Genomic DNA, 16,055 nt, shown 5'->3' with positions numbered 1-16,055 from the left:
GCCGGGACCCCTCTGGGTCCCGGCCCGCGGGTGTTTGCGTACGTACGCGCGTTCCGCTGCTCAGGCCCCGGTGGCCAGGAACCGCTCGACCCGGGCCGCGAACCACTGCGCGTCGTCCAGCCACGGGAAGTGCCCGCCGCCCTGCTGTACGTCGACGACGCCGCGCGCGAAGAGTTCCGCGAGCCGGGCGGCGAGGGCCGGGGAGGGGTAGGAGTCCAGCTCCCCGGCCAGGACCAGCACCTGTGCCTCGCAGCGGCCGAGTGCGGCCCGGGTGGCGGGCGGGTCGAAGGCGCCCGGGCCGGCGAAGGCGGCGGAGGCCTCGGCGTTCTTCTGGACCGGGCTCAGTGCCGCGTGGGCGCGTGCCGTCTCGTCCCAGCGGCCATAGGCGAGGGGCATGGCCGCCGCCCGGTCGGCCTCTTCCGGGGTCCCGCCCGCGGCGAAGGCGGCGATCGCCCGCTCGTAGGCCGCGATGGCCGTGTCGTAGGGCTCGGCGCCACCCCTGCGACGGACGTCGGCGAGGCCGGTTTCGGGGGACTCCGCGAGGTCCACGGCCCAGCAGGTCGGCGTGATCAGGGCCAGTCGGCGCACGCGCTGCGGGTGCGCCGCCGCGTGGAGCAGGGCCAGGTTGCCGGAGGCGGAGTGGGCGAGCAGGTCGACGGAGTCCAGGCCGAGGTGGGTGCGCAGTGCCTCGACGTCGGCCACCTGGTGGTCGACCCGGTACGTCGAGGTGTCGGCCGGGATCGCGGAGTCCCCGGTGCCCCGCAGGTCGAGCAGGATCAGCCGGCGCCCGGCGGACAGTCCGCCGAGGTCTCCCAGGTAGGCGGAGGCCCGCATGGCACCGCCGGGGAGGCAGAGGAGGGGCTCTCCTTCGCCCTGGACGTGGTACGCGAGTTCGGTTCCGTCGTAGGTCGTGAAGGTAAAAGTGCTGGTGGAGGGCGCGGAGATCGACATGGGCACAATCTCAACAGACGATCACCCGTTCGAGTAATTGATTTGGCCGCCGAGGTCCGGCAATCTACCGAATGATCGGTCGGTTTGATTCGGGCAGGTTGACTCGGACAAGGGGTGGGCGGCATGGGTACGTACACGCGGGGCCACGACGGCGGTGTGGACACGAGGGACGAGGGCGAGCGGCTGGACCGGGACGAGCTGGCGGCGCTCCAGCTGACCCGGCTGCGGGCGACCTTGCGCCGGGCGTACGACCGGGTGCCCTTCTACCGGCAGGCCTTCGACAAGGCCGGCCTGCATCCCGACGACTGCCGCTCCCTCTCCGATCTCGCCCTGTTCCCCTTCACCACCAAGTCGGATCTGCGCGACCAGTACCCCTTCGGGATGTTCGCCGTACCGCGCACCGAGGTCCGCCGCATCCACGCGTCCAGCGGGACCACGGGCCGGCCGACCGTCGTGGGCTACACCGACGGGGACCTGTCCACCTGGGCGGACGTCGTCGCCCGCTCGATCCGCGCGGCGGGCGGCAGAGCCGGCCAGATCGTCCACATCGCCTACGGGTACGGACTGTTCACCGGTGGCCTGGGCGCCCACTACGGCGCGGAGCGCCTGGGCTGTACGGTCGTGCCGGCCTCGGGCGGGATGACGGACCGCCAGGTCCGGCTGATCCAGGACTTCCGGCCGGAGGTCATCATGGTGACCCCCTCCTACATGCTGACCTTGCTGGACGAGATGGAGCGCCAGGGCATCGACCCCCGCGGCACCTCGCTCCGTACGGGGATCTTCGGCGCCGAGCCGTGGACGGAGGAGATGCGCCGCGAGATCGAGGAACGGCTGAACATCGACGCGGTGGACATATACGGGCTCTCGGAAGTGATGGGCCCGGGTGTCGCACAGGAGTTCGCCGAGACCAAGGACGGGCTGCACATATGGGAGGACCACTTCTACCCGGAGGTGGTCGACCCCCTGACGGGCGCCGTGGTGCCGGAGGGCGAGCCCGGGGAGCTGGTCTTCACCTCGCTCACCAAGGAGGCGATGCCCGTCATCCGCTACCGCACCCGGGACCTGACGCGGCTGCTTCCCGGCACCGTCCGGCCGGCCTTCCGCCGGATGGAGAAGATCACCGGCCGCAGCGACGACATGATCATCCTGCGCGGGGTGAACCTCTACCCCACCCAGATCGAGGAGGTGCTCCTGCGGACCCCGGACCTGGCTCCGCACTTCCAGCTCCGCCTGACCCGGCAGGGACGGCTGGACGCCCTGACGGTGCGGGTGGAGGCGCGCCGCGGGAGCGACCCGGATCGGCGGGAGGCCGCGGCGGCCTCGGTGGTGCGGGCCGTCAAGGAGGGCATCGGTGTCTCGGTCGCGGTGGAGGTGGTGGATCCGGAGACCCTGGAGCGGTCGGTCGGCAAGATCAAGCGGCTGGTGGACCTCCGGGAGGGCTGACCCGCGGAGCCCGATCCACCCCTTCGGGCCCACTCGGGGGGCCTCCCGGGAAGGTGCGGACCCATCCGGGTAGGGACAGAGGCGTGACCTCGACCTACCGGCGGATCCATGACCGGCTCCAGGCCTCCCCGGCCGGGCTGGCGTGGAGCCGTGGCCGGGAGATGGAGCTGATGCACCGGGCCATGGGCTTCGCCGCGCTCGGTTTCCTCACCCTGGTGCCGCTGCTCGTCGTCGTCGCGGCCGCCGCGCCGGGCAGTGGCTCGGGCTTCGGCCGCTGGCTCGGTCAGGCCCTCGGGGTGACGGAGTTCTCCCGGGAGCGGGTGGAGATGCTGTTCGGCGCCGCGGACCTCGCGCTGGAGCGGACCACCGCCTTCGGGCTCGCCGCCCTCGCGGTGTTCGGCCTGACCTTCGGCTCCGCCGTGCAGACCGGGTACGAGAAGGTCTGGGACCTGCCGACGGCCCGCTGGCACACGATGTGGCGGCACGTCGTCTGGCTCGCCCTGCTGGTCTGCTACCTCGGGTTGCTGGTCCTCATTCCCGCCCCGTCGGACGACGCGCCCGGCACGATCCTGGGCACCACGGGCGATGTCATCGGGACCTGCCTGTTCTTCTGGACCTCCCAGTGGATCCTCCTCGGCGGCCGGGTGCGCTGGCGCGCCCTGCTCCCGGGGGCCGCGTGCACCAGCCTGGGCCTCCTCGGCCTGCGGGTCTTCTCGCAGCTGGTGTTCTCCCCGCTGATCGCCTCCAACGCAGTGACGTACGGCCCCTTCGGCACGCTCCTGGTCGTCCAGTCCTGGCTGGTCGGCGTGGGCTTCGTGGTCTACGGCGGTGCTCTCGTCGGCCGCCTCTTCCACGAGCACCTCGTACTGCGCCGCCTCCAGGAGACGGAGCTCGCGCAGGGCGGGGAGGCGTAGCTGCGGTCGGTCTGGCGGGCAGGCGGCTCAGCGGGCGGTCTGGGCTCCCGCCGCGCGCAGGGCCTCGGCCGTTCCCGCGTGTCCTCCCGACAGCGCCCGGTCCAGGGGGGTACGGCCCGCGCCCCGGTCCTCCCGGAGGTTCGGGTCCGCGCCCCGGGCGAGCAGCTCGTGCACGGTGTCGGTGTGGCCCCAGCAGGCTGCCGCGCACAACGGCGTGCCCTCCGTGCCGTGTCCGCTCTCGGTGTCCGGGCGGGCGCCGGCCGCCAGGAGGTGCCGGACCGCGCCGAGGGCTCCCTGAACGGTGGCCGCGTACAGGGGGGTGGTGCCCTCGGAGTCGGGCGTCTCCGGCTGGGCGCCGGCGTCCAGGAGGGCCCGGACCCGGGCGGTGCGTCCGCACGTCGCGGCGCCGACGAGCTGCCGCGCGAGCTTCTTCTGCCGTCGTCGGTTCATGCGGGCCGAGCGTAGTCGGCCGGTGGTTCAGGACGGATTCGAGAAGCGGTCGCGCAGGGTGCGCTTGAGGATCTTGCCGCTCGCGTTGCGCGGGAGCGCGTCCACGAAGAGGATCCGCTTCGGGGCCTTGAAGTGGGCCAGCTTCTCGCGGGCGTAGGCCAGGAGTTCCGCCTCCGTCACCCCGTCGCGCGGGACCACCACCGCCGTGACGGCCTCGATCCAGCGCTCGTCCGGCAGGCCGACCACCGCCGCCTCGGCCACGCCCGGATGGGTGTACAGCACGTCCTCGACCTGCCGGGAGGCGACCAGCACCCCGCCCGAGTTGATGACGTCCTTCACCCGGTCCACGACCGTGAAGTACCCCTCCGGATCGCGGACCGCCAGGTCGCCGGAGCGGAACCAGCCGTCCCGGAAGGCCTTCTTCGTCGCCTCCGCGTCGTTCCAGTAGCCCAGGCAGAGCTGCGGGGAGCGGTAGACCACCTCGCCCGCCGTGCCGTCCGGGACCTCGGCCCCGTCCTCGTCGACGATCCGCGCCTCCACGTGGTGGACCGGCCGGCCGCACGAGTCCATCCGCCCCTCGTGCTCCTCCGGCCGCAGCACGGTGGCCAGCGGGCCGATCTCGCTCTGGCCGAAGCAGTTGTAGAAACCGAGTCCGGGCAGCCGCGCCCGCAGCCGCTCCAGGACCGGCACCGGCATGATCGAGGCCCCGTAGTAGGCCTTCCGCAGGGCGGACAGGTCACGGACGGCGAAGTCCGCGAAGTCCGCGAAGTCCGCGAAGTCCGGATGGTTGGACAGCCCGATCCACACCGTCGGCGGCGCGAACAGGCTGTCCGCCTCCCCCGCCTCCACCAGGTCGAAGATCTCCTCCGCGACCGGGGCGTCCACGATCGTGTTCCGCGCTCCCACCGCCAGGTAGGGCAGCAGGAACACGTGCATCTGCGCCGAGTGGTACAGCGGCAGGGAGTGCACCGGCAGGTCGCCCTCCGCCAGGTCCAGGGCCGCGATCGCGCTCTCGTACTCGTGGCAGAGCGCCTCGTGCGTCATCATCGCCCCCTTCGGCAGGGCGGTGGTCCCGGAGGTGTAGAGCAGCTGCGCCAGCCGGGACGGGTCCCCGGAGCGAGCGAAGCCCCTGGACCCGTCCGCCACCGCCGCCACCGCGGGATCGGCCAGGTCGGCCAGGAAGGAGCCGGGCACGTCGCGCAGCGGACGTACGGCGAACCCGTCCGGGACCCGCCCGGCCAGGCCCGGGTCCGCCAGGACGAGCGCGCTCCCGGAGTTCTCCAGGATGTGCGCGAGGTCCTCCCCGGTGAGGTTCTGGTTGACGGGGACGTGCGTGAGCCCGGCCCGCGCGCAGGCGAGGAAGGCCAGGAGGTAGGCGTCGGAGTTGTGCCCGAAGGTCGCGACCCGGTCCCCCTCGGCCAGCCCGTAGCGCCCGCGCAGCACGGCCGCGCCGGTGGAGACGGCCGCGTCCAGTTCCGCGTAGGTCCAGGTCCGTTCGCGGTAGCGGACCGCGATCCGGTCCGGGACGCGCCGCGCGCTGTCGTGGAGCAGTCCGTCGACCGTGTTCTTCCGCACCGGGGTCATGGCGGGATCTTCGTCTGCGGGCACCGCCGGGGTCAATGACCCCGGCGGTGCGGTGGCCCGGCCGGAACACATCGGGATACCAAACGGCACGTTGACATGACGTCAGGTGGCCTGCATGAGTGTGGGGGCACACCAGCGCCACCCATCCGCACGGGCGATCGCGCCCGTCCGCAGGCTACTTGGGAGGTACGTTGCGCCATTTCCACGGACGCCGTCGCGCCCGCCCGCTCCTCCGCCGCACCGCCGTCGCCATCGCCGGCACCGCACTGCTCGCCGCCGTCGCGGCGGTCCCCGAGGCCGCCGCCCGGGACCAGGGCTCCGGCCCGTCCGGCGGCGGGCTGTCCGCCGTCATCCGCTACACCGAGAACGGGATCCCGCACATCCTGGCCCGGGACTACGCCCACCTCGGGTTCGGCACCGGCTGGGCGCAGGCCGCCGACCAGGTGTGCGTGCTCGCCGACGGGTTCCTGACCGTCTCCGGGGAGCGGTCGCGGTGGTTCGGCCCGGACGCGGTGCCCGACGGTTCGCTCTCCTCCGCCGCCGGGAACCTCTCCAGCGACCTGTTCTTCAAGGGGGTGCGCGATTCCGGCACCGTGGAGAAGCTGCTGGCCGTGCCCGCGCCGGCCGGACCCGGCAAGGAGGTCAAGGAGCTGATGCGGGGCTGGGCCGCCGGATACAACGCCTGGCTGGCCCAGAACGAGATCACCGACCCGGCCTGCAAGGGCGCCGGATGGGTGCACCCGGTCACCGCCACCGACGTGGCCGCCCGCGGCCTCGCCGTCTCGGTCCTCGGCGGCCAGGGCCGCGCCGTCGACGGCATCACCTCGGCGCGGCCCCCGGGTGCCACGGCCGCCCCGGGCTCCCCGGACCCGGCGGGCCCCGATCCGGCGGCCGCCGCGGAGGCGGCCCGGGAGTTCTTCGACACCACGCGCTACGACATGGGCTCCAACGCGGTGGCCTTCGCCGGCTCCACCACCGCGAACGGCTCGGGCCTGCTCCTCGGCAACCCGCACTATCCGTGGCAGGGCGGCCGCCGGTTCTGGCAGTCCCAGCAGACCATCCCGGGGGAGCTGAACGTCTCGGGCGGCTCGCTGCTCGGCACCGCCGTGGTGAACATCGGCTTCAACGAGAAGGTCGCCTGGAGCCACACGGTGGCCACCGGCACCCCCGTCAACCTGCACCAGCTGGCCCTCGATCCGGCCGATCCGACCGCCTATCTGGTCGACGGCAAGCCGGAGAAGATGACCACCCGCACCGTCAGCGTCCGGGTCGCGGGCGGCGCCCCGGTCGTCCGGACCCAGTGGTGGACCCGGTACGGCCCGGTCCTCTCCGGGCTCGGCGCCGGCCTGCCGCTGCCCTGGACCACGACCACCGCCTACGCACTGGCCGACCCCAACGCCGCCAACCTGCGCGGCTCCGACACGGCCCTGGCGATGGGCCGGGCCCGCTCGGTCGGCGGCATTCAGGACGCCCTGCGGCGCACCCAGGGCCTGCCCTGGGTCAACACGGTGGCCGCCGACTCGGCGGGCGGCACGCTCTTCACCCAGTCCCAGGTGCTCCCCCGGATCACGGACGAGCTCGCCGCGCGCTGCTCGACCCCGCTGGGCAGGGCCACGTACCCCTCCTCGGGGCTGGCGGTGCTGGACGGTTCGCGCGGCGACTGCGCGCCCGGTTCCGATCCGGACGCGGTCCAGTCGGGGATCTTCGGCCCGGGCAGGGCGCCGACGCTGCGCGACGCCGCGTACGCCGAGAACTCCAACGACAGCGCCTGGCTGGCCAACGCGGAGCGGCCGCTCACCGGCTACGAGCGGATCTGGGGCAATGTCGGGACTCCGCGCTCCCTGCGGACCCGGGGCGCCCTGGAGGACGTCTCGGCGATGGCCGGCCGGGGCGGGCTCACGGTGGCAGACCTACAGGAGCAGCAGTTCGCGAACCGGGTGCCGGCCGGTGATCTGGCGGCGGCCGACGCGGCGAAGGCCTGCGCTGCCCTGCCGGGCGGGACGGCCACCGGGTCCGACGGGGCCGCCGTGGACGTGTCGGCGGCCTGCGGGGTGCTGGCGGCCTGGGACCGGAAGGCCGATGTCACGAGCAGCGGTGCGCTGTTCTTCGACCGGTTCTGGCGGAAGCTGACCGCGAACACGGCGGCCAAGGACCTGTGGCTGGTGCCCTTCGACGCGGCCGATCCGGTGCGGACGCCCCGCACGCTCAACCGGGCGGCGCCCGGGATCGGGCGGGCCCTCGCCGACACGGTGACGGAGCTGGGGGCGGCGGGGATCGCCCCGGACTCCCCGCTGGGCGAGCACCAGTTCGTGGTGCGCGGCGGGCAGCGGCTGCCGGTGGGCGGCGGCACGGAGGCCCTGGGCGTCTGGAACAAGATCGAGGCTCCGTGGAACGCGGCCGCCGGCGGGTACCCGGAGGTCGTGCACGGCTCCAGCCACATCCAGGCGGTCGGCTGGGACGGGGGCCGCTGCCCGGTGGCGCGCACGCTGCTGACGTACGGCCAGTCCTCGAACCCGAATTCCCCGTACTCCGCCGACCAGACCCGGCTCTTCTCCCAGGAGCGCTGGGTGAAGGCACGGTTCTGCGAGCGGGACATCCTCACCTCGCCGCGGCTGAAGGTGGTCTGGCCGCGCGAGCGGCGCTGACCGGCGCGGCCCCGTACGACGGGCGCGCGTAGCCTGTCGTACGGGGCCTTCGCGTGCTCAGGGGCTGACGGCCAGGAAGAGGTACGCGGCCAGCAGCACGATGTGCACGCCGCCCTGGAGCAGCGTGGCGCGGCCCGGGACGATGGTGAGGGCGCTGACGACGACGGTCAGCGCGAGCAGCACCATGTGGACGGGTTCGAGCCCGAGCACCAGCGGCCCGGAGAGCCAGATCGTGGCGAGGGCGATGGCCGGGATGGTCAGGCCGATGCTCGCGATGGCCGAGCCGTAGGCGAGGTTGAGGCTGGTCTGCACCCGGTCGCGGCGGGCCGCCCGGACGGCGGCCAGGGTCTCGGGCGCCAGCACGAGCAGGGCGATGATCACACCGACCACGGCGTAGGGCAGGCCGAGGTCCGCGACTCCGCGCTCGATGGTCGGCGAGACGGCCTTGGCGTTTCCCACGACCGCGACGAGCGCGACGAGCAGCAGCCCCAGGCTGATCAGGGCGGCGCGGGCGGTGGGCGGCTCGGCGTGCTCGTCGTCCTCGCCCGCCGCCGCGGCGGCGGCCGCCTGCGCGGCCTCCTTGCGGATCCGCTTCGTGTCGACGGGCAGGAAGTAGTCGCGGTGGCGGACCGTCTGGACGGCGACGAACAGGCCGTAGAGGGCGAGCGAGGCGGTGGCCGCGAAGGCGAGCTGGGCCGTGGAGAACTCGGGGCCGGGCTTGGTGGTGGTGAAGGTCGGCAGGACGAGGCTGAGTACGGCGAGCGTGGCGACGGTGGCCAGGGCGGCGCCGGAGCCCTCGGCGTTGAAGACGGCGACGCGGTTGCGCAGGGCCCCGACCAGCAGGGACAGCCCGACGATGCCGTTGCACGTGATCATGACGGCGGCGAAGACGGTGTCCCGGGCGAGGGAGGAGGTCTTGCTCCCGCCGTCGGCCAGCAGGGTGACGATGAGGGCCACTTCGATGACGGTGACCGCGACGGCGAGCACGAGCGAGCCGAAGGGTTCGCCGACCCGGTGCGCCACGACCTCGGCGTGGTGGACCGCCGCCAGGATGGCGCCCGCCAGGCAGAGGGCGACCAGGGCCACGGCGAGCGTGGGCAGGTCGCGTCCCCAGCTGAAGGCCAGCGCGACGAGGGCCACCACGGGGACCACGACGGTCCAGTCGGTCAGGGGGGATCTGTGCGTTGCCGTACTCATATCAGCCAACTTGCCAGAACTATGCCGTCTGTGCGGAGCAACAGCCGCCTTCACGCCCCTGACGTGGCACTTCTCACGAAACTCCGGGCGTGGCGGACGGAAGGGACGGGCCGGCCCCGCAGGGCCGGCCCGGTCCTCACATCGCGCGCTCGTGGCCCTCCCAGTACGGCTCGCGCAGGCGGCGCTTGTACAGCTTGCCGTTGGGGTCGCGGGGCATCGTCTCGATGAAGTCCACGGTCTTGGGCCGCTTGTACCCGGCCAGTTGCCGCTCGCAGTGGTTCAGGATCTCCGCGGCCAGGGCGTCGCTCGCCGCGAAGCCCTCGGCCGGTTCGATGACCGCCTTGACCTCCTCGCCCCAGGAGGGGTGCGGGATGCCGAAGGCGGCTGCGTCCGCGACCGCCGGATGGGTGAGCAGCGCCGATTCGATCTCGGCCGGGTAGATGTTCACCCCGCCCGAGATGATCATGTCGATCTTCCGGTCGCGGAGGAAGAGGTAGCCCTCCTCGTCCATCAGGCCGAGGTCCCCGACGGTGAAGAAGTCGCCGATGCGGTTCTTCTTCGTCTTGCCCTCGTCCTTGTGGTAGCTGAAGCCGCCGGTGTTCATCTTGATGTAGACGGTGCCGAGTTCCCCGGCGGGCAGCCGCTCGCCGTCGTCGTCGAAGATGGCGAGCTCGCTGATCGGCCAGGCCTTGCCGACGGTTCCGGGCTTCTTCAGCCAGTCCTCGGCCGTCGCGAAGGCGCCGCCGCCCTCGCTGGCCGCGTAGTACTCCTCCACGCACCGGCCCCACCAGTCGATCATCGCCCGCTTGACGTGGTCGGGGCAGGGCGCGGCGCCGTGGATGGCGTGCCGCATGGAGGAGACGTCGTACGCGTCCTTCGTCTCCTGCGGGAGGGCGAGGAGCCGGTGGAACTGGGTCGGGACCATGTGGGTGTGCGTGCAGGCGTGGCCGTCGATCAGGCGCAGCATCTCCTCGGGGGTCCACTTGTCCATCAGGACGAGCGGGTGCCCGATGTGCAGGGCCGCGGCCGCGAACTGCAGAACGGCCGTGTGGTAGAGCGGGGAGCACACGAGGTGGACGTTGTCGTCGAAGGCGCGGATGCCGAAGATGCCGAGGAAGCCGCCGAGGTACGTCTCCTCCGGGAGCTTGCCGGGCAGCGGACGGCGGATGCCGCGCGGCCGGCCGGTGGTGCCGGAGGTGTAGTTCATGACCCAGCCGAGCGTGCGGTCGGCGGGGGCGCTGTCCGGCTGCCCGTCGAGCAGTTCGCCGTACGAGCGGAAGCCCGCGACCGCTCCGACCGCGTACCGGTGGCTCGCGGGCAGGCCCGCCTCGTCGGCCGCGGCGGTGGCGGCGTCGGCGAACCGTTCGTGGGCGACGAGGACCTTGGCTCCGGAGTCGGAGACGATCCAGGCGATCTCGGGGCCGACGAGGTGGTGGTTGACCGGGACCAGGTAGAACCCGGCCTGGGAGGCGGCCAGGTAGGCCGTGAGGAACTCGACGCTGTTGGGGAGGACGACGGCGAAGACGTCCCCCCGTTCCAGGCCGGCGGCGCGCAGGCCGTGGACGAGCCGGTTGACGTCGGCGTGCAGCCGGGCTGCGGACCAGGTCTCGCCCTCGGGGGTGACGAGGACGGTGCGCTCGGGGTCGGCGACGGCCTGGGCCCAGAAGCCGTTGGGGGGTGTGTCGGTCATCTTGTCCACTCCTCGGAGCCTCAGGCCCGGCCGGCGATGCGGGTGATGCGGTCGATGGCGCGCTCGAAGCCGCTGGTGAGGTCGTCGAAGACGGCCTGCACGCTGCGTTCGCTGTTCATCCGGCCGACGATCTGCCCGACGGGGGTGCCGAGCAGCGGCTGGATCTCGTACTTCTGGATGCGGGACACGGCCTCCGCGACGAGGAGTCCCTGCAGGGGCATCGGCAGTGCGCCGGGGCCCTCCGGGTCGTCCCAGGCGTCGGTCCACTCGGTGCGCAGCTGCCGGGCGGGCTTGCCGGTCAGCGCGCGGGAGCGGACGGTGTCGCCGGATCCGGCGGAGAGGAGCTTCTCGGTGAGGGCGCGGGAGTGCATGTCCGCCTCGGTGGTGGTCAGCCAGAGGGATCCGAGCCAGGCGCCCTGGGCGCCGAGGGCCAGTCCGGCGGCGATCTGCTCGCCGCTGCCGATGCCGCCGGCGGCGAGCACCGGGAGCGGGGCCACGGCCTCGACCACCTCGGGCACCAGCACCATGGTGGCGATGTCTCCGGTGTGGCCGCCCGCCTCGTAGCCCTGGGCGACGACGACGTCGATGCCGGCCTCGGCGTGCCGGCGGGCGTGCTTGGCGCTGCCGGCGAGGGCGGCGACGAGGACGCCGTGTTCGTGGGCGCGCGCGATGACGTCGGCGGGCGGGGAACCCAGGGCGTTGGCCAGGAGTTTGATGGGGTAGTCGAAGGCGACGTCGAGCTGGTTGCGGGCGACCTGCTCCATCCAGCCGGTGATGCGCCAGCCGGAGGCCTCGCCGTCCGGCAGTTCGGGTACGTGGTGCTTGGCGAGGGTGTCGCGGACGTACTCCCGGTGCGCGGCCGGGATCATCGCCTCGATGTCGGCCTCGCTGACGCCGTCGACGGCCTTCTTCGCGGGCATGACCACGTCGAGCCCGTAGGGCTTGCCGTCGGTGTGCTCCTGCATCCAGTCGAGGTCGCGCTTCAGGTCGTCGGGGGCGGTGTAGCGGACCGCCCCGAGCACCCCGAACCCGCCGGCGCGGGTGATGGCAGCGGCCACGGCCGGGAAGGGCGTGAAGCCGAAGATGGCGTGCTCTATTCCCAGTTTTCTGCTCAGCTCCGTCTCCATGGGCGGCAGGATGCCGCAGCCCGGCCGCCGAGGGAAGGGGTTTTCTGATGCAGCGTCAGATTCTTTGCCGGCCCGTCGCCGCGGGGCCCGCGTCGTGAGCGGGCAGATACTCGGGAGGGCACGGTGGCGGACGGGAGGACCGGTCATGAAGACACGACGGGCAGCCGGGATCGACGGTGGCACGAACGGCGACACGAAGGGCTCCGGCACGACGGACTCCGGGGCAACGGACTCCGGCACGACGGACTCCCACACGACCGGTACGTCGGACTGCATCCCGACCGACGCGACCGGCACGACCGGCACGACGGAGCCCGACGCCGCCGGCAGCGGGCGCGGGCTCTCCCGGCGGCGGCTCGGGGCGCGGCTGCTGGCGCTGGGCGGCGTGCTCGTGCTCCAGGCCGCGCTGCCCGGGGCCGCGGGGGCCTCCGGGGGGCCCGCCGAGCGGCGCGCGCTCCAGGGACTGCGGCTGCGGTACGGGTCCGCCCGCCAGGCCGGGCTGCTGGAGAAGCACCTCGAAGGGGTGGCGGACGAGGCCCGGCGCTTCCTCGGCCCCTCCCCCGAACACCCTTACTACGCCGGGGCCGTGGTCCTCGCCGGCCGGGGCCGCACCGTGGCGCTGCACCGGGCGATGGGCGACGCGGTCCGGTACGCCGACTACGACGGCCGCACCGACCGGGTCCGCGAGTTCCCGGCGGCGCAGCGGATCGCGATGGCCGAGGACACGGTCTTCGACCTGGCCTCCCTCTCGAAGCTGTTCACCTCCCTGCTGGCCGTGCAGCAGATGGAGCGGGGCCGCCTGGAGCTGGAGGCGCCGGTGAACCGCTACCTGCCGGAGTTCACGGGCGGGGGCAAGGAGGCGGTCACCGTACGCCAGCTCCTCACGCACACCTCGGGGCTGCGGTCCTGGGCCCCCTTCTACCAGGAGCCCACCCGAGCCGGTCAGTTGAGGCTGCTGTGGTCGGTGAGGCCCCAGGAGACCCCGGGGACGGTCTACCGCTACTCCGACCTGAACCTCATCGCCCTCCAGCTGCTCCTGGAACGGATCACCGGTCACACACTGGACCTCCTGCTCCAGGACGAGATCACCGCTCCGCTCGGGATGCACCGCACTCGTTACAACCCACCGCTCTCCTGGCGCCGGGTCACGGCCGCCACCGAGGTGCAGCGCCCGCCCTGGTCCGGGCTGGACCGCGGGCTCGTCTGGGGCGAGGTCCACGACGAGAACGCGTACGCGCTCGGCGGCGTCGCCGGCCACGCCGGGGTCTTCGGCACCGCCTGGGACCTGGCGATCCTCGCCCGCACCCTCCTCGACGGCGGGGTCTACGCCGGCAAGCGCATCCTGCGCCCCGCCTCCGTCGAGCTCCTCTTCACCGACTACAACACCGCCTTCCCCGGCGACGACCACGGACTGGGCTTCGAGCTCTACCAGCACTGGTACATGGGCGCCATGGCCACCCCGCACTCCGCCGGCCACACCGGCTTCACCGGCACCTCCCTGGTCCTGGGCCCCTCCACGGACTCCTTCCTGATCCTCCTGGGCAACTCCGTCCACCCCGTGCGCACATGGCGCGCCGGCAGTGCGCCCCGCGTCGCCACCGGCAACCGTTTCGCGCGCGCCGTCCCCGTCCGGACGAAGCACGGCGGCCCGGCCTGGTACTCCGGCATGGAGACCGGCGGCTCGGGCACCCTGACCCTCCCGCCCCTCACCCCCGCCACGGGCGCCGCCCGGCTGCGCTGCGCGGTGTGGTGGGACACCGTGCCCGGCGAGGGAGTACTGCACCTGGAGGCCTCCGCCGACGGGCAGGCCTGGGAGCCGCTCCCCTTCACCACCGTCCGCACCACCGGCGGAGCCGCCGAACAGTGGCCGCGGGGCTCCGTCTCCGGCTGGTCGGGCCGCATCTGGCACCGCCTCGAAGCCCCGCTCGCCGACTGGGCCGGCCGCGAGGTCCGCCTCCGCTTCCGCCACACCGCGCAGGGCCGCTACGTGGGCCGCGGGGCCTACGTCGACGTCCTGCGCGTCTCGGAGCCCTCCCACCTCCTCTTCGCCGAGGACCGCCCCGCGGACGCCGCCCGCATCGAGGCGACGGGCTGGACCCGCTCGGCGGACTGAGGGCCGCTCGCGCCACCGGGACGGCGCCTGGCACCGCGGGCTCGACCGGCAAGATCCGAAAGAGACGGCCTAGGCGAGGGCCGCGTCGATCATCCGGCGGGCCACGGCCGTCAGTTCGGCCGGGTCGGGGGCCGGGCGGGTGCGGGCGAGCGCGCCCGCGAGGCGGTCGTAGAGGAGGCCGTCGGCCCAGGCGACCAGGAGTTCGGCGGACTCGGCCGGCCGGGCCGCACCGAGTGCCGCGAGGATCGCCGCGGCCCGGTCCCGCGAGCCCTGGCCGGCCCGGTGGAGTTCCGTGGCCAGCTCCGGGTTCCGTGCGGCCTCCAGGCTCAGCTCGAAGCGCGCCAGTTGCCGGGATCGCCCCGCGGTCAGCCAGCGGTACAGCAGCGCGGCGACCGCCGCCGCGGCGGCGTCCCGGTCCACCGCCGCCGCGGGCGCGGGCACCGCTCCCCCGTCGAAGTCGCCGAGGTCCAGCTCGGCCAGCCGCGCGTAGCAGGCGCCGATCAGCGCCGTCCTCGTACGGAAGTAGTACGAGGTACTGCCCGCCGGAAGCCCTGCCGCCCCGTCGACCGCCCGGTGGGTCAGGCCCCTCAGCCCGGCGGCGGCCACGAGGTCGATCGCGCTGTCCGCGATGAGGGTTCTGCGGTCGCTTCCGCGCTCGGGGGAACTCATGGCGCCACTCTACAGGTGTAGAGTGGCGATCGAGCCGCACTCTACACCTGTAGAGGGCATGGGGAGCGAGGGAGGACCTGCCATGACGCGACGTCATGCGGTGGTCGCGGGTGCGGGGATCGGCGGACTCTCGGCGGCGGTGGCCCTGCACCGTCGCGGCTGGGAGGTCACCGTCTGCGAACGCGCGGCGGGACCGTCCGCCGTCGGCGCGGGCATCGTCCTCGCCCCCAACGCCCTGCGCGCCTTCGACGCGATCGGTTTCGACGCGGCCCGCGCGACAGGGGACGCCGCCCCGGCCGCGATGGACCTGCGCCGCCCCGACGGCCGCCTGCTGAGCCGCGCCGACGGCGCCGCGCTGACCACCCGGTACGGCAGGCCCCCGATCGCCGTGTACCGCCCGACCCTCACCGCCGCCCTGGCCGCCGCGCTGCCCGAGGGCGCCCTCCGGTACGGCACGGCGGTGAGCGCCGTCGACGATCCGGACGGCAAGCCGGTCGTCCGCACCTCGGCCGGCCCCCTCACCGCCGATCTCGTCATCGCCGCCGACGGCATCCACAGCCCGATCCGCCACCAGTACTTCCCGGCCCATCCCGGTCTGCACCACAGCGGGGAGACCGCCTGGCGGACCGTCCTCCCGGCCGGCGGACCGCCCGTGCGCGCCGCCGCCGAAACCTGGGGCCGCGGCGAGCGCTTCGGCGTCGTCCCGCTCGCCGACGGCCGCGTGTACCTCTACGCCACCGCGGTCGTCCCCGAGGGCCACCGGCCCGCCGACGTCCGCGGCGAACTCCTGCGCCGCTACGGCAGCTGGCACGACCCGGTCCCCGCCCTGCTGGAACGGATCGACCCGGCAGCCGTGCTCCAGCACGACCTGTACGACCTGGCCGCCCCGCTCCCCCGGTTCCATCGGGGCCGCCTCGCGTGGCTCGGCGACGCGGCGCACGCCATGACCCCCAACCTCGGCCAGGGCGGATGCCAGGCCGTCGAGGACGCCGCCGTCCTCGCCCACCTCCTGGAGGGGGCCGACGTCCCGGCAGCCCTGGCCGCCTACAGCGAATCCCGTTGCGCCCGCACCGACGCCCTGCGCATCCGCTCCCGCCGCGCGGGCCGGGTGGCCGCCCTCAGGAACCCCCTCGCGGTGGCCGCCCGCGACCTCGCCGTCCGCGCCACCCCGGCCCGCGTCACGCGGCGCGCCCTGGACGACCTGTTCGCCTTCGACGGATCGGGGCAGACGGTATAGAGCGCAAGGGGCCGGCCGTGCCCTGAGGCGCCCAC

The 16,055-nt window shown here is 73.7% G+C and carries 12 protein-coding genes; 5 read left to right on the top strand and 7 right to left on the bottom strand.

Going from position 1 to position 16,055, the window contains the following annotated elements; translation table 11 throughout:
- Positions 1-60: 60 nt before the first annotated feature.
- Positions 61-951, bottom strand: a complete 891-nt coding sequence (locus tag ACFWNV_RS21220) for an alpha/beta fold hydrolase (RefSeq protein WP_383949167.1) — start codon at positions 949-951, stop codon at positions 61-63.
- A gap of 123 nt (positions 952-1,074) precedes the next feature.
- Between ACFWNV_RS21220 and paaK the strand changes: the two genes are divergently transcribed.
- Positions 1,075-2,394, top strand: coding sequence for a phenylacetate--CoA ligase PaaK (gene paaK, locus ACFWNV_RS21215; RefSeq protein WP_383949164.1), 1,320 nt, complete (start codon positions 1,075-1,077; stop codon positions 2,392-2,394).
- An 83-nt stretch (positions 2,395-2,477) separates the two neighbouring features.
- Positions 2,478-3,308 (top strand): YhjD/YihY/BrkB family envelope integrity protein, encoded by an 831-nt coding sequence (locus tag ACFWNV_RS21210; RefSeq protein ID WP_383949161.1) that lies wholly within the window; start codon positions 2,478-2,480, stop codon positions 3,306-3,308.
- 27 nt (positions 3,309-3,335) lie between these two features.
- Here ACFWNV_RS21210 and ACFWNV_RS21205 read toward each other — a convergent pair whose 3' ends face one another.
- Positions 3,336-3,758, bottom strand: a complete 423-nt coding sequence (locus tag ACFWNV_RS21205; RefSeq protein WP_383949159.1) for an ankyrin repeat domain-containing protein — start codon at positions 3,756-3,758, stop codon at positions 3,336-3,338.
- Positions 3,759-3,785: 27 nt separating this feature from the next.
- Positions 3,786-5,342, bottom strand: coding sequence for a fatty acyl-CoA synthetase (locus tag ACFWNV_RS21200; protein ID WP_383949156.1), 1,557 nt, complete (start codon positions 5,340-5,342; stop codon positions 3,786-3,788).
- Positions 5,343-5,533: 191 nt separating this feature from the next.
- Between ACFWNV_RS21200 and ACFWNV_RS21195 the strand changes: the two genes are divergently transcribed.
- Positions 5,534-7,987 carry a penicillin acylase family protein gene (locus tag ACFWNV_RS21195; RefSeq protein WP_383949153.1) on the top strand — a complete coding sequence of 818 codons (2,454 nt, stop codon included), beginning with the start codon at positions 5,534-5,536 and terminating at the stop codon, positions 7,985-7,987.
- Positions 7,988-8,044: 57 nt separating this feature from the next.
- On the opposite strand, the gene ACFWNV_RS21190 is transcribed toward ACFWNV_RS21195, so the two are convergent.
- The 3 genes from ACFWNV_RS21190 to ACFWNV_RS21180 all read right to left on the bottom strand — a co-directional run bounded on the left by ACFWNV_RS21190 (position 8,045) and on the right by ACFWNV_RS21180 (position 12,001).
- Positions 8,045-9,184 (bottom strand): calcium:proton antiporter, encoded by a 1,140-nt coding sequence (locus ACFWNV_RS21190; protein WP_383949150.1) that lies wholly within the window; start codon positions 9,182-9,184, stop codon positions 8,045-8,047.
- Between the two features lie 136 nt (positions 9,185-9,320).
- On the bottom strand, positions 9,321-10,874 hold the full coding sequence (locus tag ACFWNV_RS21185; RefSeq protein ID WP_383949147.1) for an acyl-CoA synthetase: 1,554 nt from the start codon (positions 10,872-10,874) through the stop codon (positions 9,321-9,323).
- Between the two features lie 20 nt (positions 10,875-10,894).
- A complete protein-coding gene (locus tag ACFWNV_RS21180; protein ID WP_383949144.1) occupies positions 10,895-12,001 on the bottom strand; it encodes a nitronate monooxygenase in 1,107 nt (368 codons plus the stop codon).
- A 145-nt stretch (positions 12,002-12,146) separates the two neighbouring features.
- Between ACFWNV_RS21180 and ACFWNV_RS21175 the strand changes: the two genes are divergently transcribed.
- A complete protein-coding gene (locus tag ACFWNV_RS21175; protein ID WP_383949141.1) occupies positions 12,147-14,114 on the top strand; it encodes a serine hydrolase in 1,968 nt (655 codons plus the stop codon).
- 69 nt (positions 14,115-14,183) lie between these two features.
- Here the strand turns inward: ACFWNV_RS21175 and ACFWNV_RS21170 are convergent, their stop codons facing one another.
- The gene (locus tag ACFWNV_RS21170; protein ID WP_383949138.1) at positions 14,184-14,783 is read right to left on the bottom strand and encodes a TetR/AcrR family transcriptional regulator; all 600 of its coding nucleotides are present in this window, start codon (positions 14,781-14,783) and stop codon (positions 14,184-14,186) included.
- A gap of 82 nt (positions 14,784-14,865) precedes the next feature.
- On the opposite strand from ACFWNV_RS21170, the gene ACFWNV_RS21165 reads away from it, so the two are divergent.
- Entirely contained in the window at positions 14,866-16,020 is a 1,155-nt protein-coding gene (locus tag ACFWNV_RS21165) for an FAD-dependent monooxygenase (RefSeq protein ID WP_383949135.1), read from the top strand.
- Positions 16,021-16,055: the final 35 nt, after the last annotated feature.

Origin of the sequence: Streptomyces sp. NPDC058401 (assembly GCF_042722885.1) — a bacterium.
GTDB lineage: Bacteria > Actinomycetota > Actinomycetes > Streptomycetales > Streptomycetaceae > Streptomyces.
This window is presented reverse-complemented; position numbering and strand designations above follow the sequence as displayed.

Excerpts from the sequence above, each read along its gene's own strand:
- ACFWNV_RS21220 (WP_383949167.1), bottom strand. The coding sequence starts at position 951 with ATGTCGATCTCCGCGCCCTCCACCAGCACTTTTACCTTCACGACCTAC.
- paaK (WP_383949164.1), top strand. The coding sequence starts at position 1,075 with ATGGGTACGTACACGCGGGGCCACGACGGCGGTGTGGACACGAGGGAC.
- ACFWNV_RS21205 (WP_383949159.1), bottom strand. The coding sequence starts at position 3,758 with ATGAACCGACGACGGCAGAAGAAGCTCGCGCGGCAGCTCGTCGGCGCC.
- ACFWNV_RS21200 (WP_383949156.1), bottom strand. The coding sequence starts at position 5,342 with ATGACCCCGGTGCGGAAGAACACGGTCGACGGACTGCTCCACGACAGC.
- ACFWNV_RS21190 (WP_383949150.1), bottom strand. The coding sequence starts at position 9,184 with ATGAGTACGGCAACGCACAGATCCCCCCTGACCGACTGGACCGTCGTG.
- ACFWNV_RS21185 (WP_383949147.1), bottom strand. The coding sequence starts at position 10,874 with ATGACCGACACACCCCCCAACGGCTTCTGGGCCCAGGCCGTCGCCGAC.
- ACFWNV_RS21180 (WP_383949144.1), bottom strand. The coding sequence starts at position 12,001 with ATGGAGACGGAGCTGAGCAGAAAACTGGGAATAGAGCACGCCATCTTC.
- ACFWNV_RS21175 (WP_383949141.1), top strand. The coding sequence starts at position 12,147 with ATGAAGACACGACGGGCAGCCGGGATCGACGGTGGCACGAACGGCGAC.
- ACFWNV_RS21170 (WP_383949138.1), bottom strand. The coding sequence starts at position 14,783 with ATGAGTTCCCCCGAGCGCGGAAGCGACCGCAGAACCCTCATCGCGGAC.
- ACFWNV_RS21165 (WP_383949135.1), top strand. The coding sequence starts at position 14,866 with ATGACGCGACGTCATGCGGTGGTCGCGGGTGCGGGGATCGGCGGACTC.